This window comes from Psychrobacillus faecigallinarum (assembly GCF_014836595.1).
Lineage (GTDB): Bacteria > Bacillota > Bacilli > Bacillales_A > Planococcaceae > Psychrobacillus > Psychrobacillus faecigallinarum.
Window position 1 is genome coordinate 232,686 of record NZ_JACSQO010000004.1, and the last position, 21,011, is coordinate 253,696.

General features: G+C 35.3%; 23 protein-coding genes and 3 pseudogenes. 6 read left to right on the forward strand and 20 right to left on the reverse strand.

The window, feature by feature from the left end; all coding sequences use genetic code 11:
- Nucleotides 1–82: 82 nt before the first annotated feature.
- The gene (locus H9650_RS10440) at nucleotides 83–535 is read right to left on the reverse strand and encodes an OsmC family protein (RefSeq protein ID WP_191697138.1); all 453 of its coding nucleotides are present in this window, start codon (nucleotides 533–535) and stop codon (nucleotides 83–85) included.
- An 88-nt stretch (nucleotides 536–623) separates the two neighbouring features.
- The gene (locus H9650_RS10445; RefSeq protein WP_191697139.1) at nucleotides 624–1,088 is read right to left on the reverse strand and encodes an SRPBCC family protein; all 465 of its coding nucleotides are present in this window, start codon (nucleotides 1,086–1,088) and stop codon (nucleotides 624–626) included.
- A 585-nt stretch (nucleotides 1,089–1,673) separates the two neighbouring features.
- Between H9650_RS10445 and H9650_RS20890 the strand changes: the two are divergent.
- The 3 genes and pseudogenes from H9650_RS20890 to H9650_RS10455 form a co-directional block, all read left to right on the forward strand.
- Nucleotides 1,674–1,766, forward strand: a pseudogene (locus H9650_RS20890) (MerR family transcriptional regulator); the annotation flags it as partial.
- A gap of 27 nt (nucleotides 1,767–1,793) precedes the next feature.
- Nucleotides 1,794–2,012 carry a hypothetical protein gene (locus tag H9650_RS20895; protein ID WP_370455717.1) on the forward strand — a complete coding sequence of 73 codons (219 nt, stop codon included), beginning with the start codon at nucleotides 1,794–1,796 and terminating at the stop codon, nucleotides 2,010–2,012.
- Nucleotides 2,013–2,046: 34 nt separating this feature from the next.
- Nucleotides 2,047–3,348: a hemolysin family protein gene (locus H9650_RS10455; protein WP_151109732.1), complete on the forward strand. Its 1,302-nt coding sequence runs from the start codon at nucleotides 2,047–2,049 to the stop codon at nucleotides 3,346–3,348.
- Between the two features lie 123 nt (nucleotides 3,349–3,471).
- On the opposite strand, the pseudogene H9650_RS10460 reads toward H9650_RS10455, so the two are convergent.
- The 3 genes and pseudogenes from H9650_RS10460 to H9650_RS10470 form a co-directional block, all read right to left on the reverse strand.
- Nucleotides 3,472–3,971: pseudogene (locus tag H9650_RS10460) on the reverse strand (DinB family protein).
- 79 nt (nucleotides 3,972–4,050) lie between these two features.
- A pseudogene (locus H9650_RS10465) lies at nucleotides 4,051–4,962 on the reverse strand (helix-turn-helix transcriptional regulator).
- A gap of 16 nt (nucleotides 4,963–4,978) precedes the next feature.
- On the reverse strand, nucleotides 4,979–5,548 hold the full coding sequence (locus tag H9650_RS10470; protein ID WP_144536277.1) for a YdeI/OmpD-associated family protein: 570 nt from the start codon (nucleotides 5,546–5,548) through the stop codon (nucleotides 4,979–4,981).
- A 188-nt stretch (nucleotides 5,549–5,736) separates the two neighbouring features.
- Here H9650_RS10470 and H9650_RS10475 point away from each other — a divergent pair, with 188 nt between their 5' ends.
- Together H9650_RS10475 and H9650_RS10480 are read left to right on the forward strand one after the other, a co-directional pair.
- Nucleotides 5,737–6,546, forward strand: coding sequence for an STAS domain-containing protein (locus H9650_RS10475; RefSeq protein ID WP_191697140.1), 810 nt, complete (start codon nucleotides 5,737–5,739; stop codon nucleotides 6,544–6,546).
- Between the two features lie 334 nt (nucleotides 6,547–6,880).
- Nucleotides 6,881–7,021, forward strand: a complete 141-nt coding sequence (locus H9650_RS10480) for a hypothetical protein (protein ID WP_154310755.1) — start codon at nucleotides 6,881–6,883, stop codon at nucleotides 7,019–7,021.
- A gap of 9 nt (nucleotides 7,022–7,030) precedes the next feature.
- Here the strand turns inward: H9650_RS10480 and H9650_RS10485 are convergent, their stop codons facing one another.
- The 7 genes from H9650_RS10485 to H9650_RS10515 form a co-directional block, all read right to left on the reverse strand.
- Complete coding sequence (locus tag H9650_RS10485) at nucleotides 7,031–7,882, reverse strand: phosphotransferase (RefSeq protein ID WP_151109724.1); 852 nt, start codon at nucleotides 7,880–7,882, stop codon at nucleotides 7,031–7,033.
- A gap of 29 nt (nucleotides 7,883–7,911) precedes the next feature.
- Complete coding sequence (locus H9650_RS10490) at nucleotides 7,912–8,799, reverse strand: alpha/beta fold hydrolase (RefSeq protein WP_191697141.1); 888 nt, start codon at nucleotides 8,797–8,799, stop codon at nucleotides 7,912–7,914.
- Entirely contained in the window at nucleotides 8,796–9,209 is a 414-nt protein-coding gene (locus H9650_RS10495) for a GNAT family N-acetyltransferase (protein WP_191697142.1), read from the reverse strand. The genes H9650_RS10490 and H9650_RS10495 overlap by 4 nt, the downstream gene beginning before the upstream one ends.
- A 188-nt stretch (nucleotides 9,210–9,397) precedes the next feature.
- Complete coding sequence (locus tag H9650_RS10500) at nucleotides 9,398–10,108, reverse strand: class I SAM-dependent methyltransferase (protein ID WP_191697143.1); 711 nt, start codon at nucleotides 10,106–10,108, stop codon at nucleotides 9,398–9,400.
- A 15-nt stretch (nucleotides 10,109–10,123) separates the two neighbouring features.
- Nucleotides 10,124–10,666 carry a DUF4825 domain-containing protein gene (locus tag H9650_RS10505; protein ID WP_191697144.1) on the reverse strand — a complete coding sequence of 181 codons (543 nt, stop codon included), beginning with the start codon at nucleotides 10,664–10,666 and terminating at the stop codon, nucleotides 10,124–10,126.
- On the reverse strand, nucleotides 10,656–11,339 hold the full coding sequence (locus tag H9650_RS10510; RefSeq protein ID WP_191697145.1) for a permease prefix domain 1-containing protein: 684 nt from the start codon (nucleotides 11,337–11,339) through the stop codon (nucleotides 10,656–10,658). Before H9650_RS10510 ends, H9650_RS10505 begins: the two co-directional genes overlap by 11 nt.
- Nucleotides 11,332–11,685 carry a PadR family transcriptional regulator gene (locus tag H9650_RS10515; protein WP_191697146.1) on the reverse strand — a complete coding sequence of 118 codons (354 nt, stop codon included), beginning with the start codon at nucleotides 11,683–11,685 and terminating at the stop codon, nucleotides 11,332–11,334. The genes H9650_RS10510 and H9650_RS10515 overlap by 8 nt, the downstream gene beginning before the upstream one ends.
- A gap of 229 nt (nucleotides 11,686–11,914) precedes the next feature.
- Between H9650_RS10515 and H9650_RS20655 the strand changes: the two genes are divergently transcribed.
- On the forward strand, nucleotides 11,915–12,043 hold the full coding sequence (locus H9650_RS20655; RefSeq protein ID WP_263619333.1) for a hypothetical protein: 129 nt from the start codon (nucleotides 11,915–11,917) through the stop codon (nucleotides 12,041–12,043).
- 165 nt (nucleotides 12,044–12,208) lie between these two features.
- Here H9650_RS20655 and H9650_RS10520 read toward each other — a convergent pair whose 3' ends face one another.
- From H9650_RS10520 to hpaB, 8 genes are all read right to left on the reverse strand, one after another.
- Nucleotides 12,209–12,853, reverse strand: coding sequence for an SDR family oxidoreductase (locus H9650_RS10520; protein WP_191697147.1), 645 nt, complete (start codon nucleotides 12,851–12,853; stop codon nucleotides 12,209–12,211).
- Nucleotides 12,854–12,919: 66 nt separating this feature from the next.
- Nucleotides 12,920–14,539 carry a catalase gene (locus H9650_RS10525; protein ID WP_144536259.1) on the reverse strand — a complete coding sequence of 540 codons (1,620 nt, stop codon included), beginning with the start codon at nucleotides 14,537–14,539 and terminating at the stop codon, nucleotides 12,920–12,922.
- Between the two features lie 131 nt (nucleotides 14,540–14,670).
- On the reverse strand, nucleotides 14,671–15,087 hold the full coding sequence (locus H9650_RS10530) for a VOC family protein (RefSeq protein ID WP_191697148.1): 417 nt from the start codon (nucleotides 15,085–15,087) through the stop codon (nucleotides 14,671–14,673).
- A gap of 349 nt (nucleotides 15,088–15,436) precedes the next feature.
- Nucleotides 15,437–16,420 carry a 3,4-dihydroxyphenylacetate 2,3-dioxygenase gene (gene hpaD / locus H9650_RS10535; RefSeq protein ID WP_191697149.1) on the reverse strand — a complete coding sequence of 328 codons (984 nt, stop codon included), beginning with the start codon at nucleotides 16,418–16,420 and terminating at the stop codon, nucleotides 15,437–15,439.
- Nucleotides 16,421–16,437: 17 nt separating this feature from the next.
- Entirely contained in the window at nucleotides 16,438–17,949 is a 1,512-nt protein-coding gene (hpaE, locus tag H9650_RS10540; RefSeq protein ID WP_191697150.1) for a 5-carboxymethyl-2-hydroxymuconate semialdehyde dehydrogenase, read from the reverse strand.
- 20 nt (nucleotides 17,950–17,969) lie between these two features.
- On the reverse strand, nucleotides 17,970–18,896 hold the full coding sequence (hpaI, locus tag H9650_RS10545; protein WP_191697151.1) for a 2,4-dihydroxyhept-2-ene-1,7-dioic acid aldolase: 927 nt from the start codon (nucleotides 18,894–18,896) through the stop codon (nucleotides 17,970–17,972).
- Between the two features lie 38 nt (nucleotides 18,897–18,934).
- A complete protein-coding gene (locus H9650_RS10550; RefSeq protein ID WP_151113656.1) occupies nucleotides 18,935–19,396 on the reverse strand; it encodes a flavin reductase family protein in 462 nt (153 codons plus the stop codon).
- 51 nt (nucleotides 19,397–19,447) lie between these two features.
- The gene (gene hpaB / locus H9650_RS10555; protein WP_191697152.1) at nucleotides 19,448–20,932 is read right to left on the reverse strand and encodes a 4-hydroxyphenylacetate 3-monooxygenase, oxygenase component; all 1,485 of its coding nucleotides are present in this window, start codon (nucleotides 20,930–20,932) and stop codon (nucleotides 19,448–19,450) included.
- Between the last annotated feature and the right edge of the window lie 79 nt (nucleotides 20,933–21,011).

The window sequence follows — 21,011 nt, forward strand, 5'->3', positions numbered from 1 at the left end:
TACCATCCTCTAGTTATTTTCGAGAACTCATTTGCTACTATAGAAATTGATATAAAAGCCTCGTTCATTATAGTAAGCACGCTTATTTTTCTGTTTGTTGAACATTTACACCTTGAGATACAACCTTGACACCATTAATTAATGAATCTAATGCTGGACAGTGAGCTTCTACATATGAAATGAATTCTTCGATTTTCTTTTGAGGCTCATCGGATATAATATTGACTTTATATCTGATCTCTAAAAAACCAGGTCGAATATCCGAAAGTCCAAGGAACCCATCTGTATCAATATCTCCTTCTAACTCAACAGTTAGATGATGGTATTGGACGCCAAGTTTCTTAGCTGACATTTGAGCGACTATTGTTTGACAAGCACCTAGTGAAGAAATCAATAATTCTAATGGATTCATTCCTTCATCTGTTCCACCTAAACGAGTTGGTTCGTCGATTATCACTTTATGCCCTCTTGTTTTTACCTCAACTTGTAGCTTTTCAACCAAATCAGCTCTCGAACTCATTGTAGTAATTACCATTATTATCATCTCCAATTCTACAAATATTATATTACAAAACTATTAAAAAGAGTGATAATTGCATGTGTTTAGTGATAACCTAACGGATTTAGATTTGTATTCTTTGACTTTCAGCTATCCTTTTTAATTCATGGGAACGTTGTTTTAAAAAACTTGTCATATATCTTTTAAGAAACAAAACATCTGCTAGTTTCCCTAAAATTCCTAAAGGTGATCTATAGACAAATTCATCCCTGACTAACGTGCCAGTACCTTGTACTTTAAAATGATGAGTATGTGTAAAAGAATGGAAGGCACCACTTACCATGACATCCTTAAATGTATACGGCTTCTCCATTTCAATGATTTTGGCTGTTAGTTTTTGTCTAATACCAAAATGGGTGGCTTCCCAGGTAACACAATCTCCTTTATTTAATAAGCCATTAGTTTTGCCTTCAACAGCCTTTTCCTTTGTTTGTCCGGTTGTTTTTGTATGAATGGTCACATCCCTCGAAAGATCAAAGCAAAGGTCTATTGGAGCATCTATAAAAATTTCACATATGATAGTTGGCATCTGTTATCTCCCTTCTACTTGAAAAATTCACCTTTTAAAATAGTAGAATTCTTTCATATTTCTACTATAAACCATTAAAGTATTCACGAAATGTCTTCTAATAAGAAATTGTCGAAAGAAGTAGATTTATATCCGTTTAGAATTTTTTATGATCGTTCCAAGAGGTTTTATAACCGGATAGAGAAATTTATGACCGTTTCACTCTTTATACGAAAAGACTATATACTCTCGGCTGCTGAGTACTGTCTATCTTCTAAACTATCGTATAACAAGAGATATATTAAGATGATTTATATTCATGTCTAAGTCCCTTTTCCAGCAATTTCTTAAGGCCCTTCTCCTATGAAAAGTATATATTTATGGATAATTAAGCTATGAATTTTGCCTTTTTTCATACACTATACTCTTATTTACATAAAGCTAAAAACTATAAATGAATTTGCTAAACCTTAGTATTATCACTTGCAATTCAATTAAACACATAATATACTAAACCATAACGTTACGGTTAGGAGTGATACAGTTGGGAAAGAGAAACTAAGAATTGGCGAATTAGCTGAGAAAAGTGGCATCACTAAACGTACCATTGATTATTATACTACTCTTGGTCTATTAGAAGCTGAACGTTCTAGTTCCAATTATCGTTACTATCCTTATGATGCGATTGAAAAACTAAGACTAATTGAAGAGAAAAAGTCAGATGGTATGTCACTAGAGCAAATCAAAAGAGAGCTTGCAAGAGATGTTGTTGAGGAAATAGACATTCAAGAAATACGATTACAGATGAAATATTTAGAAAAGGAAGTTTCTCATTTATTGGAACAAATAAATGACAAAGAAGATAACACTAAACATTCTATTAAACAGAAAGTTTCAACAGAAAGTGTTGCGCTTATGCAATCCTTATTACTATTGATCACTTAGGAGGTGAAGTCTTACTTTCGAGTAAGACAACTTATTGACCGCATTGAATTTAACGATATTTGTCATATTAATAGCTTTAACAGCATTCTTCGTTGCTACGGAGTTTGCCATTGTAAAGGTACGACAATCAAGAATAGATCAATTACTTGCTGAAGGACGGAAAGGTTCTAAAGCTGCAAAACAAGTTACTACTCATTTGGATGAATACTTATCGGCCTGCCAGCTTGGTATTACTGTAACAGCTTTAGGTATCGGGATGGTTGGTGAGTCAACTTTCGAGTTTATCCTTCATCCATTATTTGAAGCGATAGGAATCGGCACTGACAATATTCATTACTTCACCATAGGGGCTGCCTTTGTAATAGCTACCTTTTTACACGTAGTAGTTGGTGAACTGGCTCCTAAAACAATAGCAATTCAAAAAGCTGAAGCAGTAACTCTTGTATTCGCTAAACCAATAATGATTTTTTATAAGATACTTTATCCCTTCATTTGGTTCTTAAATGGTTCTGCTCGTTTGCTAGTTGGCCTTTTTGGTATGAAACCAGCATCAGAGCACGAGCTATCTCATACAGAGGAAGAGCTTCGCCTGCTTCTTGCAGAAAGCTATAAGAGTGGAGAGATAAACCAAAATGAATTGAAATATGTAAATAACGTTTTTGAATTTGATGATCGAATCGCACGAGAGATTATGGTACCGAGAACTCAAATAATTGGATTTGAGATAAACGCAACGTTTCATGAGGTCTTAACTACCATCTCTGAAGAGCGGTATACGCGTTATCCTGTATATGAAGAAGATCGAGATAACATAATTGGATTTATCAACATTAAGGACTTCCTAACACAAGGTATTAACAATCGTATAACAGTAGAGAACTTTACTATAAAGCATTTTGTAAATCCCGTGATTAATACTATTGAAACAACCCCAATCAACAGCTTACTGTTAAAAATGCAAAAAGAACGTATTCACATGGCTATATTATTGGATGAATACGGTGGTACTTCTGGACTTGTAACTGTTGAAGATATCCTGGAGGAAATAGTAGGAGAAATTCGAGATGAGTTTGATGACGATGAAGTACCAGATGTTCGTAAAGTAAAAGAAGACCATTATATAATCCATACAAACGTTTTACTTGATGATGTTGCAAAATTATTGAGAATTGACCTGTATAATCCTGACGTAGATACAATCGGTGGATGGTATTATACACAGGATATAGATTTAAATTTGGATAATCAAATTGAGCATGATGGTTTTATGTTCTCTATCCATGACAAGCAAGACAATCATATTCAATTTATTGAAGTACAAAAATTGAGAGCTTAACAATATAAAATAGAACCCATTTTGATGATTGCTATCAAAATGGGTTCTTTTCGCTTATACCTCACTTTTTATCATTTTTTAAAATTTGGCTTGTTAAGCTGTACTTCAATAAGTTAATTTGAACTAACTATGATACCAATATAAAGATAAGTCATTCATTGTCGAAGCGTGCCCCTGTTGTCTTAACATCGTTGTTATGTTACCTCGATGATAAGTTCCATGATTAGCAACATGAAATAAAATTTCTGAGTAAGCCGTTTCTCTAGCACCTGACCAAGGATTATTTAGATTAATTTTTTGTTCTAAATCCTTTTGGCTATCCAACCATTCCTCATAGTCTGAAGCCAGTTCTTCCAATGACTTAACAAATTCATCTTCAGAATATAAATTGGTCTTTTCTAAGAAAGCTATTGAAGCTTCCAATGCTTCTTGAATATCCATTCCTTTAAGTACTTTTAACCACATAACATCTACCACATAAATATGACTAAACGTTTGTGCAATAGTAGGATAAGAACTACTAACTTCTTCATTCAAAACATTCCTTGGTAATTCCTTTAGTCTTTCTAGTAACACCTTATTAGCCCAAACATGATACTCATACATTTTTTTCCGTGATTCATTTAACATCTACTCCTTCTTTTCTTGGTTTTAATAGTTGATACACTTGTATTATAAAAAAAGATATATGACAGCAGTTTGTCATACATCTTTATAAACTTTAATTATTTTTTTTGCCTCCTCTATTAAAATTGATTGTAGTTCTACAGGTTTGATAATTTTAGCCCCACTACCGAAGCTTAAAAGAATAGATTTAAGCTATCCAGCTTGTAGAGGCCTATAAACAGAAATTGTAAATGTCATACTTCCATCACTGTTAAGTTCTTTTGGATAATTTTGGAATTGGTCTAACACTTCTGCTAAGGAATTAGGTTTCACCCAAATTATTACTTCCTCAAAACCTTCTAAACTATCGTCTAAATGAGATGAATCACCTATTATTTCGTGATTCTTTATAAATTTTTCTTGTGTCAAATTTATATTTATCATACGGGATATTCGAAATTCTCTATAATTCTTACGTTCTCTGCAATAACCATATAAATACCAGTTACGAAACTTATAATGGAGACGAAGAGGTTCTATTTTCCGTGATGTAAATTCACTCTTATTATTTACATAATCAAAGCGGATGACTCTTCTTATATGTATAGCTTTTCGAAGATCCATTAATGAATTTGGTTCAGTTCTATTGTTTTCTAAGTCAATCATTAAAACATTGTCACCATTTACATCCAGCGATTTTAATCTTTCTATCGTATGTTCAACTTTCTTATCTTCAAAAATACTCGATAAACTATTTAATACTGTTATTAAATTTAGTATGTCAAAGGAACCCATTAAACTTTTATCAAATTTATAGCCTTGTATTATTCCGAAGCCACCGTTAGTACCTTGGTATGAAACGACTGGTATTCCTGCTGCACAAATAGTTTCGATGTCTCTATAAATTGTCCGGGATGATACTTGAAATTCATCAGCTAAACTAGAAGCTGACAAAATTTCATTATTTAGGAGCTTGAATATGATGGATATCAATCGTTCTATTTTCAATTCTCATTTCCTTCCTTCAATAATTAATTAAGCGACCATTGTCATTCCACTGACCGTACATTTTGTTTTCTCTCGTATTTTCAATAAACTTATCCAACCTTTTATTAAAGATAACAGGTTCATTTTTATAACTTTGAATTGTATCAATTCTAATTCTCCTGTATAGTTCAGGAAAATTAACGAAGTTCTGATATAATTGCTCCTCTTTTTTCAGACAAGTTTCGATTTCTATATTTATAGTAAAGGATTCAGGCTGCATATCAGGGAGAATTCTCAGTCCTTCTTCTTTCATCAAACCTAATTTTTCGAGTCTCCTTACTCTTTCTTTATTCAATTCTGTCCAGTTACTTTTTTCCTTTCTTTTGGAAAGCCTTTGAGCTAGTTCAGTATCTGATATTTTCTTCTTTGTACCATCAATCCAACCGAAACATAATGCCTCTTCAACTGCATCTAAATACAGGATGTCGCCTGATTGTTCAGTCATACTTACTAATACCCAACAAAATGTTTCTTTATTTGAATTTAGCTCAAGCCAATCTCTTAATCCCTGCCTTGTACTAACTCTTATCAAATTATTTATTTCCATTTCAACCTGTCCTTTCTAAAAGAATATTTGTTACTAGTATAGCTTTTTATTTTATTTATTTGAAATGTCTGTGTAATAAATACTGAAAAGCTTACTATATTCATTTATTTCTTATTGATTAAAACCTTGACTTAAAAGAATCAAATTTTTATGATGAATAAGAAGCCATACAAAAAGGGAGAAAGAATATGAGCTCACTTAAAAACATTTCGAATTATATCTTTAATAATAAGGAATTGTTGGCTAACGAAATTGTTAATGGTGTAGTCCATTCTATAGATATGGAAATTCCGCCTTGGGAGCAAGAGCAAGCGATAAATATGTATATAGAATTTGTAAGCTTTATTGGGGAGTATGTCGTAAGCGGAGAAGAAAAAATTCCTGATTCTTTGTTGGAATGGAGTAAGAAGAATGCGGCAATGGTCTCTCTAGATGGTAATTTATCGATTTTAGTAGTTAGATATCTCCCTACCCGCAATGTTATAACTGAGATACTTACTAATTTAGCTGTTCAGTTCAATCTTAGCTTGCACGAATTAAGTAAAATGATAATTCAAGTTAATAGAATGTTAGATATTAGCCTTAACGAAACTGTTGCAAATTATGAATTTCTTGCAAGCGAATATCAGAAGACTTCTCAAATGGAAATAGCTAAAGTAGCTACACCAATTGTTCCAGTAAAAGATGGAATAATTGTTTTACCATTAGTAGGACACATCGATACTTTTCGAATCCAATATTTGATAGAAAATTCTACTACTAAAATAGCAAATATGGATGTAAATTACGTAATAGTTGATTTTTCTGGCGTCTATAAAATAGACAAAGAAAATATTCGCATTATAAATGAAATGGTTCAAATGATTCGTTTAATGGGCATTAATGTAATTGCCACTGGAGTAAGTCCTGACCTAGCTAAAATGGCTATCATAGAAGGGATAGAAATATCTTCTATAGTATATCCAAATTTAAAAATTGCTTTAGAGAGCATACATTGATCTCTTATGTATTAATCGAAAATCAGTACAAAATAACGCTTAAGCAACCACAGCTCAATATTTTCAAAGCTTGAAAGGCTATCTCTCAAAGATATGGCCTCAGACTGTAGACAAACCCAGAGAAATTTGAAATTGTCTATAGTCTTTTTTTTACAATACATAGTGAGAAACCGTCGATTTCCATTTCAGACGCTGCGCTTTTCACGGGCACGGTCTCAAGCTTCTACCTCGCTACGCTCAGTCCGAGCGCTTCAGGCCAACAGGATTTTGGTAACAAAGTTGGAATTTCCACACGATGTGGCGTATTTAACCTTTGATCAATCGGAAGGAAGCAGTGCAATCGTTAAAGAAATGGATTTATCAAGATAAGCCTGAAATAATAGAAACTGATATGGGCTACTCAAAATTAATATCGATGATTGGAAATTCCACTATCACACTTATTTTTATTGGATTATTTATCAATCAGATGTAGATAGGGTTTCTAAACAATCGCTTTCCAATAATCCCAGCCTTTTTTGTAAATCGGCCAGTCCTCTGGATGATGCTTGAGGCAAGTAGCCAATCTAAAATATAAACCAATTGCAACCTCTTTATACAGGTTATTAGCCAAATATTCATCTTTTATATTCATCAAGGAAAAGGCATAGTCGATTGTTTCCTTAGATAGGTCATCAGCGGATGAACAAAAGGCGTAAACCAGGTCATACATTGGATGACCTATGACTGGTGAAGCATCAATAACACCTTTAAGTTCTTTACCATTAAATATAAAATTATGTACTCCACAATCTCCATGTAAAAGGAATGGCTTTAAATTCAGATTACTTTGATTTTGGATTAAATCTTGTACGAGCTTGAAGTCATCTTCACCTAAATAATCTGCTAACAAGATTGATGATTCTTCAACTCTTGTTTCCATGAAATCAAACCAGGAGGAAGAAAGATCATCAGCCCATCCCCAACCATTATATTTTTTTGTTATTTTATAATGATTGATGAGCCCCTCAACAAGTAATTTAAGCATTTGCTTTTTATCTATTACTCCGAGATTAGTCTCTCCTTCTATGAAACTATAAACTAAATACTTATGTGTTTTTTCCACATACATAATATTCGGTACAAGGTCAATTTCTTCATATATTTTCAAAAACTCACCTTCTGCATCTATTAAGGCAGGGACATTACTTTTTACTACTATTTTTTCTCCCACTGTGTTTTGTATAAGGTATAATTCACTTACGGTTCCACCTTGCAAATGAGAAACTTGCCATTTTACATCTGCTGGCAATATCCCCTTACTAATAAGCTCATCTAGAATTACATCTATGTTCATTTTCTTATCCTTTCACTTGCTACTATAATCTAAGATTCTAAAAATGCGAGGACTTGATTTACGTACTTATCTGTTTCCTCTATTTCTGGAAAATGTGCACTTTCATTAAACAAAACCCACTTACTCTTTGGTAAATTATTATGTATGAGATTTGAAATGCCTAAACCGCTATTACGGTCATGGACTCCTGTAATGATAAGGATTTCATTGGTAATTTGAGATAATCTTTCATACAATGGAATTTCGCGAGGATTTCTTTGTAACGCTGCCATCATATGACCCGAATTTTTTAAGCCACTTTCGATCATTTGCTTTCGGTAAATATTTGCGTTATTTATATTATTGAACATAAATTTGTCTAATGTGTTTTCATTAACAATTTCCCAAATCCTTTTGTATTTTGTGTGAATGGAGGATGTTTCGGCTAAAACTTGTTCTATCTCGTATATAAGTCTTGGCTCCGCCACAGAGACAAATCCTGCGATTTGAAGCAAATACTGTGTTTCTAATGAAATAAGGCTTGGACATGAGGTTATTACTTTGTGTATTTTTTCAGGTAAGCTAGCAACTATCTCGAGAGCTAACTCTCCTCCAAACGAATAGCCAAGTAAGTCAACTTTTTGAAATCCAGACCACTCTAGTATCTTAGTAAAATCTTCGATTAAGAGCTCATATGAATAATCACTTTGTGATAGAGGTTTTTCACTCCTTCCACAGCCTCGTTGCTCATAATAAATAACCGTTCTGTGATCAGATAATTTTGCTCCTGCAATATGCTCAAATACGTAATGATTACCTCCTGGTCCTCCATGAATAGCTACTAGGGGTATCGTATTATGTTCTATTCCCTCGACTTTAATCCAGTGAAAAATGTCGTTGATCTTAATTTTGTACTCCCCATTGGCTATTAAATTCATCGCTTCAACCTCATTAAAGTACTCCCGTTCACATCAGTTGAGAACCCGAATTGCTCATAATAAGAAACTAATCGTTCAGGACAATAAAGCTCAATTCTTTCCACCCTTTGAATAAGGGAATTTTCCAGAAGACTATTCATTAATGTAAAACCTAGTCCTCGATTTCTATCACTACCTTTTACTATTACATCAAAAATAAAGGCTCTGTACATACCGTCTGTAATAGCTCTTGCAAACCCTACTAGCTCATCGGTCTCAATATCAACTAAACCTATAGCTACATGACTTAAATCTAACATTTTTTGAATATCGTCATTTGTTCGATTTTTTGTCCACCATTCATTTTGAAACAAAAGAAATAAGTCATTTAAGTGTTTTTCAGTGAAAATAGTTACAGTTTTTACGACCATCTAAATCCCTCCATGAAATATGTATATCAAAACAATAACATAATTAATGGAATATAATTGTAAGTTCCGTAAAATAATACAAAAAACCAATAGAAATAAATTTGAAAAAAGAAGAGATAGTTTCTTTTCTAAATGGAGTACTAACAATCATTGTTTTTGTGTAATTTCTTGTTAAACATAGAATAGATCTAGCCATGTTTACTTGCCTTTATTATCAAAAAATGTGGTGCTTTTTTCAGTTTTTGATAACCACTTAAATCTCTTTTCTTAAATTCTTCTGTAGGCTGTGGCTCTATTATTTTTTCTAATTTAAAATATTGTAAGGTTTCATTCAGTATTGTTTGCATAGGCCTTCTGTAAAAAGGGACCTCAATGATTTTACCATCACGGGTCCACTCATCAACAATTAGTTCGTGAGAAAAATAGTTCACTTCTTTTGATAATCTCACATCCATAGATGGATGATGAACAGAAAATAGCAATTTTCCACCTGGTTTTAAGATTCTTTTAAATTCTTTGAATGTAGACTTCCAATCTTTTAAATAATGAAGGACTAGAGAGGAAATAATTAAGTCATAGCTGCTATTCTCAAATGGAAGTTCCTCTGCTAGGTCTAAACAAACAACGGAAGCTTTTTCTCCGACTCTTCTTTTAGTAGCGTCAACCATATTTTGACTAATATCAGTAGCTGTAACTATTGCTCCTTGTTTAATAAGTTCACAGGTGTACCAACCAGCTGCACAACCTGCATCTAACACGTTTAAGTTACTTACCGACCTTGGTAATTCCTTAATCATGGCTGGTCTTTCATACTCTGTGTTATAAACGCTTCTTTGATCCACATGATGCGCATAGTCATTGGCAAGTTCATCATATGCTTTTATTACACTTCTATTCAAAATGATTGCTCCTATTTAGATTGACGTATACTGCACTATCCATTCTTCTAAAACAGCATTGTTCAATGGAGATTGCACTTTTTCTTCAAATACTTCTGGATCTAAAAGCTCCTCCAAATCTCCGAGAAATCTCTCCACATTTTCTCTCTTTACAAAAAATGATTCTGTAGGAAATCGAAGCTCTATCTGTTCTAGATTTTTAATAAGAACAAAAGCAGCGGTTGTATTATAGATGATGGATTTTTGGATATGCTGTTGAGGTAAACCCTCTAAATCCTTGTAATTGACAATTAACAAGTGAATTTTGGAATCCTGCTCATATCCATTCAAATAATTTTGTAAAGGGAGCGATTGAAATAGTTGTGCGTTGTTTGTTGCATTCCCCATATACATGTTCTCATAAGCTAGAACTTTGCTAAAATCATGCGTTTCAGGATTAAGCTGTTGTAACGTTTCTTCTTCCATTGCCTTTTCTTCTGCTGGTATATAAAAGAGGTTCATCCAACCAAACAGTATAATTCCGATAATGAATAGCACAATTATTATCTTATTCTTCATAAGTTCTATGCTTTCCTCCTAAGATTAGCATTTGTCTAAGTCTGTTAATTAATAGGGGTATGATTATTGAAACAAGCGGAGCCAAGTAGCTAGTAACTATTTGTCCAAATTGATATGGTCCATCAAAAGATATAGTGCGTCCAAACCATATGTCACTACCAAAATAAACGGCAGTAATCATTCCCCATTGACCTACGATAAATAACGTCCAAATAATCCAAATCACTTTTTGCCATTTCTTTAAAAGTCCGAGGTTAATATTTTTTAAATCATTTGTTAAAAAACCTCCACTAAACTTTAACACGATATAAAAAATGCCAATTATTATTATCAGTATAAACAGAAGCCAGCTAGTAGCCCTTAAGGAACTATAAATATTTAAAGGAATGGAAACTATCCACGCGAACAACAAATAAAGAAGCAACCATTGAGTTATCTCAACCATAACTTTATTTAACTGAATGGTTTGTACCCCTTCTATTACCCCATCCAGTTTATCCATTTTTTCAGTACTGACCTTAAATGCTTGTTCGGCGGAAAATCCTTTATTAATAACTAAGTCTTCAATTTCCGCCTCTAGATTTCCTATTACTTCTTCTTTTAAATCTAATGTTTCTTCGTTTTTGGGGTACCCAGCAAACATCTTATTGACATATTTTCGAACTTCACTCACTCTGTTCGCTCCCTTCTAACACTAATTGATCAATGAGCAATTTCGCTCTATTCCATGCCATTACATTTTCTTGATAAACAGATAAACCTTCCTTCGTGATAGTGTAATATTTTCTTCTTCCTCCTTGAGACTGATCGCCCCAATAGGCATTGATAAAGCCTAACTTTTCTAATCTTTTTAGACTGCTATATAAACTTGGCTCCTTCAAAATATAATCCCCATTACTATCGTTGGAAATAGCCTTCACAATTTCATACCCATAATTATCTCCACGCTTTAAAATTTTTAAGATAATTGTATCGATATGGCCTCTTATTAAATCGGCACTTACCTCATTTTCCGACAAGCTTATCACCTCCTTTATAATGTAAGACATATTACTATGTGTGTCAATGTACTATGCCAGAAGTAACAAAAACATATAATACAATATATTCCTGTTTTAAAGATAGATAGGAAATACATTAGAATTTCTGAATTTTTATAAACTTCATTTAAAAATAATGTTTAAAATGTATATAATTCAGGAATAATAGATTAGAAACTTTTAACCCAATTAAAAGGAGCTACTTCGAATGAATCTCATATATTTAGAACTAGTTAAGCTAGTAGACGATTACTATAGGTGTGAAAATGATACTCTAAAAAAAGAAATCCTTCATGATATCCAATTATTAACCAAGGCAGTATGTCTCACTGAATAAATAATAAAACCTCCTACTACTGGCATACTATTTCATTTCTATTCGAGTAGTGTTTAACAAAACAAAAACAGACCCCTAAGAGAATGGAGTCTGCTTACATCATTTTTTATCGTTAAGTAAAACTTAGTTTTATTCATTACATTCTATTAATTAATTTTCAACTTTTTATATATTTTTTAAAGCTTCCTTAATAGAAATTGTACCATTTACGACATTAAAGCTTTTTTGATAAGTACTTGGTTCCTCTAATGAGGCTATTAAAACATCCGCCACGTCTTCACGAGTTATCGTACTTGGTTTTGCCTCAATTCCAGCCGTAATTTTACCTTGAGCCTTTTCATTTATTAAACCACCAGGTCGAACAATTGTGTAGTTTAGGCTACTTTGCTCTAGCATTCTATCTGCATAATGCTTCGCCACATAGTATGGACGCATTTCGGCATTCCAGTTTTCTCGTTTGTCAGCATCATAAGCGCTCACCAGAATATATCGTTCCACTCCTGCGGCTTCTGCTGCCTCCATTGTTTTCACTGCTCCATCTAAATCAATTAACAAGGTTTTATCCGGACCTGTATGTCCACCTGAACCAGCAGTGAAAATGATAGCTTCGGCTCCTGTAAATGCTTCTGTCAGAGAATCAACCTTACCCTCCAAATCAAGTAATAGAGCCTCTATTCCTTTATCGTTAAAATCTTTAACCTGTTCCTGTTTGCGAACAACAGCAGTTACTGTATGCTGATCATCAATTTGTAATTTTTCTACTATCTGTTTACCAATTTGTCCATTTGCTCCTACAACTATTACTTTCATTTCTACTCACTCCTTTTGATGGATGAAACAAAGAACCCCTCCATTTAGCGAAGGGGTTTGAAATTATTAGTAAGGTTTAGATTCTCGGCCAACATCCTCTGCTTTATCTGCTGCAGCATTGGCTCCAGGAGAGCTTTGTTGCTCTTCTTGTTTTTTCATTTCTTCCATTTCTTTCATCTTACGTTGAATACCTTCTTTTACACGTCGACCGTAGTCTTCATCTGCCTGTGTAAAATGATAAATCATAGCCTCTTGGATACGAGGATCACAAATAGAAAGTGCTGCAGATAAGTTTTTGATCAATTCTTCGCGTTCCCAATCCTCAAAACTACGATATGTCTCACCTGCTTGACCGTAGTTGTTCTCACGATCTATTGGTGCACTTGTTGCTTTTGCATTATATTGAGGTTCGTGTTTTATATGTTCTGTTTTTTCTGCTTCTTGTAATCCACCAATCATAGATGGCTCATAATTGACATGTGGATTGCCTCCAGCTTCATCAGGTCTATGCACATCCATTTGTCCACGATGCTGATTTGTTCTAACTGGAACTTTAGGTGCATTTACAGGTAATTTTAAATAGTTAGCTCCTACACGATAGCGTTGTGTATCGGAGTAAGAGAAAGTACGTCCTTGAAGCATTTTATCGTCTGAAAAATCCAATCCATCAACTAATACCCCAGTACCAAAAGCAGCTTGTTCAATTTCTGCATGGTAATCAATTGGATTGCGGTTTAAAACCATTTTACCGACTGGTAGGAATGGAAACTGTTCCGGAGGCCATAATTTTGTATCATCTAGCGGGTCAAAATCAAGCTCTGGATGTTCATCATCACTCATGATTTGAACAAATAGTTCCCATTCTGGATATTCTCCTCGCTCAATTGACTCATATAAGTCTTGTGTAGCATGTCCCACATTTTTTGCTTGAATAGCATCCGCTTCTTCTTGTGTTAGATTGCGAATACCCTGTTTAGGCTCCCAGTGGTATTTAACAAGTACTGCTTCGCCTTTTTCGTTAACCCATTTATAGGTGTTAACTCCAGATCCCTGCATATGGCGATATGTAGCTGGAATACCCCATGGCGAGAATAAGAAAGTTATCATATGTGTCGCTTCAGGTGATCGAGAAACAAAATCAAACATACGCTGAGGACTCGGAATATTAGAAGCAGGATCTGCTTTAAATGCATGTATCATATCAGGAAACTTCATCGCATCGCGAATAAAGAAAATTTTCAAGTTATTCCCGACTAAATCCCAGTTGCCGTCTTCTGTGTACATTTTTACGGCAAATCCACGAGGATCACGTGCTGTCTCAGGAGAATCCTTTGAACCCGCTACCGTTGAAAAACGAACCATTAATGGTGTCTGCTTTCCAGCACCAGAGAATACTTTTGCTCGAGTGTATTTTTCTACTGGTTCATCTCCTACTTTTCCATACGTTTCAAAATAGCCAAAAGCTCCTGCTCCTCGAGCATGGACTACTCGTTCAGGTACTTCTTCACGGTCAAAGTGTGAAATCTTTTCGATAAAATGATAATTTTCAAGTGTAGCTGGACCGCGATTGCCTATAGTGCGAATATTTTGGTTATCCGTTACAGGATGTCCTTGGCGAGTTGTCAGAGTCTCTCTTTTCTGCTCACTTTCTTTTGAACCATTTCTCATTTCTTTTTCTTCTGTCATGATGAAGCCCTCCCTTAGAAATAGTGCATTCCTCATTTTTATTTCCCGATTTTATTAATCTTTAAACCTAACAAATCGTTAATTATCAAAAAAATAGTCTGTAAAAAAGAGACTATGATAGTCTCTTCTAATTATTGCATATTAAATTTTTCTTTATATGACGGGCTCAGCTCACTCCAAACATCGAATTTGTTACCGTCCGGATCCTCAAAAACAAAGTTTCTACCTGCATGCCCTCTATTTTCTACTTGTCCTACTTGGACTAGGTTTTCAATAAACTCATTATGTAAAGATATAAGATTATCTAAACCATCAACTTCAAATGTTAGAGCAAAACGATCTTGACCATTGTTGTCTACAAAGTTTAAAGTTTCACCCACTTTGCTCTTAACCAAAAAGATGCTTTGATTTGCTAAATTTAGAATGGCCTTATCCTCATCTTGATAATTTTTTATAGCTCCAAGTTTCTCCGTATACCAATCACTTGAAAGTGCAACATTAGTAACTGGTATATACGTAGTTCCCACTCTTACTAATTTTTCACTCAAAATTATTTCCCCCTTTATTTTACTATTAATAGATATTATTAATCTATCTTTTCAGAATACTTTTTCTATAATCGTTTCGCAAGTTTTTCAATATAGCCTTGAAGTACACTATATCTCCACCTAAATAAAATTAAAAAATATTATTTATGTTGCACTTTTCTACTTATATGGGTGTTTTGAGAGCATTTAGGGGCATCTTTCAACTCTTTATGCTATGAGAGAACACTTTTCCAATTCTATTGGCGCTTCTCATATGGTAGCAGCCTTTCCAAGCTCTCGGTTGCTTCTATCACATACAATCACTGTCCACAAAAATATTACCTAAGCTCTAGTCTCAGGTGGTTATACGTCATACTAAAATTTTAGGTTTTCTCTGTTCAAGCTTCGGTTCCTCGCTATTTATCTCTTCTCCTGTTTCAATATCGATAAATGTACTCGTTTCGTTAAACCACTTATCTGGTGCTTGGTGTCCCCAGAATGTTTGACGTAGTGGATCATTTAAGTCCCATCGCTTTGGCTTCATATCAGGATCGCATGTCAAATAATCGCCGGTATACAATTCGATTCGGTGACCATCTGGGTCTCTTAAGTAAAGGAAGAAGGCGTTAGATAATCCATGTCGGCCTGGCCCACGCTCAATGCAATCCGCATAGCCCATACTAGCCAATACATCACAGCAGTCTAACACGCTGAGACGATCTGATAGGGTATAGGCGAAATGATGAAGTTTTGGTCCTGGTCCGCTCATAAATGCCTGATCATGGACGGTGGGCTTTCGGAAGAGCCATGCAGCCCATAAGTCCCCTTCTTCAGTTTCTGTATACTCTGAGCAAGAAAACCCTAGACTGTTTACATAAAAGTCATAGGCTTTTTGCACGTTCGGTACAGCACAATTAACATGATCAATTCGCTGAATTTTTGCTCCCCGGTAATGTTCGTATTTTTGAAGCATTCGTTCGACAATAGGCATTTCAGCAAAAAATTCTAAAGGTATACCTGAAATGTCATGAACTCTTAGCGTTCTACCAATTGCATGCTGTTCGCCTTTAGGAATCCATTTTGTTTTAAGTCCCTGTGCAAGAAACAACTTTTCTAAAAAATTAAGGTCCTCTTCTTTCATCACCTTGTAGCTCAGCGCTTCTACAACAGACTTTTCCGATTTTTTAAGTGCTAAGCTATGATGGCAATGCTCTTCTAACCCTCTTAAATAAACATGATTTTCATCTCGCTCGGTTTCTATCATTCCTAAGCCATCTACATAGAATTTGCGAGAGAGCTCTAAATCCTTAACATGGAGAACAGTTCGAGCTATACGTATGATGGAAAAATCCAACAGTTTCCTCCTCCTCTCTATAACTTTCCAATTTGCTGTATATGATGATCGGCAATTGAAACGTGAATAATTTTGTGCTCAGTATAAAAATCAAAGCTGTAATGTCCACCTTCTCGACCAATACCAGAATATTTAGTGCCACCAAATGGTGTTCTTAAATCTCTAACATTCTGAGCATTCACCCAAAGCATGCCTGCATCAATTTTATGAGCGACGCGATGTCCACGTTTAATGTCGTTTGTCCATACATAACCTGCTAATCCGTAATCCGTATTATTGGCTAAAGATATGACCTCTTCCTCGTCCTTGAAAGACATTACGATCAGCACTGGTCCAAAGATCTCGTCTTTTGCAACTTGCATGTCATTATGAGCATTCAAGATAAGGGTTGGAGGCACGAAATTTCCTTTGGAAAATTCAGTTGGAATCTTACCTGAGATTATTTCGGTACCTTCCTCCTTTGCTATGTCTATATAGCCCTTTACTTTATTATAGTGTCCTTGATCAATAAGCGGACCAACTTCCGTCCGATCATCTAACGGATCACCAACTTTTATATTAGATACTCTCGCCTTTAAAGCATTTATAAATTTATCTTTTATACTTTCTTGTACAAATAGGCGTGAGTTTGCTGTACAACGCTCACCATTAAAGGAGAAGATTCCCCATACACAGGCATCTAGTGCACGTTCAAAATCAGCATCCTCAAAAACGATAATAGGAGATTTACCACCTAGCTCCATAGAACAACTCTTTAATGTATCCGCACTATTTTTTATAATAGTAGAGCCAGTGGTAGTTTCTCCTGTAAAAGAAATAAGCTGTACATCTGGATGCTTAACCAATGCATCACCAGCTATTTCTCCTCGACCGTGAACTACATTAAAGACTCCTTTAGGCAGGTCTGCTTTATGAATAATTTCTGCTAATATATTAGCTGTAAGAGGAGAAAGTTCAGCTGGCTTTAGCACTACAGTGTTTCCAGTAGCAAGAGCCGGTGCAATCTTCCACGTTTCTAGCATGAATGGAGCATTCCATGGCGTTATTAATCCTGCAACTCCAACAGGTGCGTGAATTGTATAATTGACAAATTCATCGTCCACCTGATAGACATCTCCTACTAATCTGCTCTCTACCATTCTTGCATAAAATCGAAAGTTTTCTGAAGCACGGTTAACCATTTTCCTCGTTTGGCTAATAGGCAAACCCGTGTCTAAAGCTTCTAAGTAAGCAATACTTTCTACTTCCTCATCAATGAGATCTGCAATGCGGTATATATATGATAGTCTTTTACTTAACTTCATCGTTTTCCAGGGCCCGTGTTCAAAGGCATCTCTAGCTGCAGAAACTGCTTTATCAATGTCTGTCTTCTGGCCCTCTGATACTAAATTGATTTGCTCATTAGTAAATGGATTCATGTTAGCAAAGGTGGCCCCTCCAGCTGCAGAAATAAATTCTCCATTTATATAAAGATAGATGCTTTGTTGTGTTTCATGCTTTAATGAGGTTAACTCATGAGATGACACCATTTTAATCACCTACTTTTCTTTTATAGTTGTGAAGCGGTTTCCTTTGGTAGAATATCTAAGCTTATCAATGTTTGTCGCACCTCATCTGTAACTGCCTGTGATGGTGGTCCTAATGGCAATCTTAGCTTAGGATTAATTTTTCCCATCATACCAAGCGCTATCTTAGCTGGAGCAGGATTTGTATCTCTAAACAAAGCATCATTTAAAGGCATTAATTCGAAATGAAGGTCCTGGGATCTTTCTACATTGCCAGCAACCCATGCATTGTAAAGCTCTGCAACTTTAGCAGGCTCTACATTAGCTGTTGCACTGATAAATCCTGCACCACCAATAGCAAGCATTGGATAACAGAGTAGCTCTATACCTGAATAAAGAAGGAAATCTCTTCCACAGTTAAGGAGTACACGGTTTACATGCTCAAAGTCCTTATTCGCCTCTTTTACCCCTACAATATTAGGACAATCCTCTACTAGCCTCTTCATCGTAGTGACTTCCATATTAACTGCAGACCTTCCAGGAATGTTATAAATAATAATTGGGATTTTCACAGATTCTGCTACTATTTTGAAATGGGTATATAATGCATCTTGGTTGGGCTTATTGTAGTAAGGTACTATAACCATTGCTGCATCAGCACCCAGCTCCTCGGCGTATTTAGTAAGCTCCATCGTTTCATCATGATTAGTTGACCCAGTACCAGGAGCAAAAAATACACGTCCAGCAATTGTTTCACTGGCTATCTTCATCACTCTTTTGCGTTCTTCTATAGTTAATGAACTCGGCTCACCACTCGTACCAGTTACGGATATCCCATGACTCCCACTTTCTATTTGCCAATGGATAAGCTGCTGAAAGGTCTCAATATCTAAATCTCCATTCTCTAAAAAGGGAGTAATTACAGGACAAATAGATCCTCTAAGCTTCTTTTTTGCTTCTTCATATGCCAATTTCTTCAACTCCTTATAATAGGTTTTTTTCATCAACTTCATTCTTTTATTTCTTGATATTTACCTCCAAAAAACAAAAGCGGTTCATGTGGTTCATGCTTTAATCCAGTCACTCTTCCAATGAAAATAGTATGATCACCAGCATCAAGCTGATTGAATAGTTCACAGCTAATGACCGCAAGTGAATTTTTTATAATAGGTTGACCCTGATAGGTTTCAAAGGCAACAACTTCATCAGAGTTTAGCTGACCCGCAAATTGTTTAGAAAGATCTTTCTGATTAGCTGCCAATATATTTATGGCAAATTTTTTGGATGAATTGATGTAACCAAGCATCTTAGCCTTTTCTCCAATACTTATAGCCACAAGCTTGGGTTGCAGCGAAACTGACATAAAGGCATTAGCCGTCATTCCATGTATTTCATCATCCACCTGTGTAGTAATTACTGTAACCCCGGTAGCAAAGCTGCCCATTATGGTTCTGAATAATTGATCTTCTATCTCATTTTTAAGTTGCTGCATGGAAAAGAAACTCTCCTTTCTTAAATCAGGCTATAAAAGTATGCCTGCTTCTGTTTTGGTTCTATTTAAAAAGCTTGTTACCATATCCTTATATGGTTGTTTATTGAAGCTATCATAATACGCGTTGGACATTCGTACTGGATCACCAAAGAAATAATATTCGTACAGTGCTTGACGATTTCCAAATGCACTGATAGATATATCCCAAGCTAAACGGAACAGCTGTACACGTTCTTCCCCATTCATGTTAGCCCCTTGTGTGTAGCGATGCACTAAAGGACCCACTTCCCCATTGCTAAAGTCATCTTCGGTAGGAAGCGCCATCAATCCAGAGGCACCCAAAATTTTGATAATTTCATTCATTCTCTGATACATTTTAGGGAACCAGTTACGTGCTGCATTTAAAGGTTCAAAATCTGGAGTCATATTGCCATATTGGTCTATCTTGGCGTTATGCTCTGCACGGTATAGATGAGATCGCATAACTTCAAGTATCACCATGATTTCACTTGCCTTTTCCTTTACATGCATAAACTTATCTATTCCGATAGCCTCCATCATACTTATAACAACACCAAGAATAAATTCAGTTTTCACTACGTTTTTCGAAATTACTTGGTGAGTCATGTGAATAACAGCATTCGTTTCTGCATAAGTTCGATTGCAAATATCCGTACTCTCGCAAACAAAAACTCTTTCCCAAGGAACTAACACATCCTCAAAAGAAATGATTGCATCGCTTTCATCAAATCTGGAACCTAGTGGATGATCCCATTTACTCTTACCATAATCAAAGGATTCACGAGAGAGAAATTTTAAACCAGGCGTATTATTCGGAATGGCAAAAGCAAAGGCAAAGGGATCGTCCACAGTTCCTGGAGTTCTATTTATAGTGGATGGAAAGACGACCAGCTCATCTGTAATTCCTCCTAAGGTAGCTAAAAGTCGGCAGCCGTTCACGATAATCCCATCCGCTGTCTTTTTAGTAATCCGCGCTGACAAGAAAGGGTCCTTTTGCTCTGATTGGGTTAGCATAGAACGGTTTACCTGCGGGTGAATAAGAGTATGAGTAAGGCTGATATCATTTTCTCTCGCATATTCGTAGTAATCTTCGGCATTCTTTGCAAACTGTTTGCTTCCTCCACCTTCTTGTGCAAAAAACTCACTTGCAGTTCCAAATGCCATGATGCTTGTATTCAAATAATCAGGCGAGCGTCCCATCATACCTCCCGAGAAGGCTGCCCATTCACTGTGCATTTCTCTTCTTTTAAACAAATCTTCCTTTGTCTTTGGAGCAATAAAGGAAAGCCCCACTTTATCTCCGGTGGTTGGTGATGTATATAACATTTTTTCTTGTTTTTCATGTTGAAGATCATACAAACCAGCAACACTTTCTACTACATTTTTAAATGCTGGATGAGAAGTCACGTCATCCACTTTATCTCCGTGTATCCATACTTCTGTTTGACGATCCTTAATACCTTGAATATATTCCTTTCCTGTTCTAGCACCCATAATTATTACCACCTTAATTTGAATTTTCTGAACAAAATAAATAAAAATATATGAAATAATATATGATTTTAACTATCCT

What these genes read in the sequence shown, in the direction of transcription:
- H9650_RS10440 (WP_191697138.1), bottom strand. Translation starts at nt 535, where the DNA reads ATGGTAATTACTACAATGAGTTCGAGAGCTGATTTGGTTGAAAAGCTA.
- H9650_RS10445 (WP_191697139.1), bottom strand. Translation starts at nt 1,088, where the DNA reads ATGCCAACTATCATATGTGAAATTTTTATAGATGCTCCAATAGACCTT.
- H9650_RS20895 (WP_370455717.1), top strand. Translation starts at nt 1,794, where the DNA reads ATGTCACTAGAGCAAATCAAAAGAGAGCTTGCAAGAGATGTTGTTGAG.
- H9650_RS10470 (WP_144536277.1), bottom strand. Translation starts at nt 5,548, where the DNA reads ATGGAAATAAATAATTTGATAAGAGTTAGTACAAGGCAGGGATTAAGA.
- H9650_RS10475 (WP_191697140.1), top strand. Translation starts at nt 5,737, where the DNA reads ATGAGCTCACTTAAAAACATTTCGAATTATATCTTTAATAATAAGGAA.
- H9650_RS10485 (WP_151109724.1), bottom strand. Translation starts at nt 7,882, where the DNA reads ATGAACATAGATGTAATTCTAGATGAGCTTATTAGTAAGGGGATATTG.
- H9650_RS10490 (WP_191697141.1), bottom strand. Translation starts at nt 8,799, where the DNA reads ATGAATTTAATAGCCAATGGGGAGTACAAAATTAAGATCAACGACATT.
- H9650_RS10495 (WP_191697142.1), bottom strand. Translation starts at nt 9,209, where the DNA reads ATGGTCGTAAAAACTGTAACTATTTTCACTGAAAAACACTTAAATGAC.
- H9650_RS10505 (WP_191697144.1), bottom strand. Translation starts at nt 10,666, where the DNA reads ATGAAGAATAAGATAATAATTGTGCTATTCATTATCGGAATTATACTG.
- H9650_RS20655 (WP_263619333.1), top strand. Translation starts at nt 11,915, where the DNA reads ATGAATCTCATATATTTAGAACTAGTTAAGCTAGTAGACGATTACTAT.
- H9650_RS10520 (WP_191697147.1), bottom strand. Translation starts at nt 12,853, where the DNA reads ATGAAAGTAATAGTTGTAGGAGCAAATGGACAAATTGGTAAACAGATA.
- H9650_RS10525 (WP_144536259.1), bottom strand. Translation starts at nt 14,539, where the DNA reads ATGACAGAAGAAAAAGAAATGAGAAATGGTTCAAAAGAAAGTGAGCAG.
- hpaE (WP_191697150.1), bottom strand. Translation starts at nt 17,949, where the DNA reads ATGGTGTCATCTCATGAGTTAACCTCATTAAAGCATGAAACACAACAA.
- hpaB (WP_191697152.1), bottom strand. Translation starts at nt 20,932, where the DNA reads ATGGGTGCTAGAACAGGAAAGGAATATATTCAAGGTATTAAGGATCGT.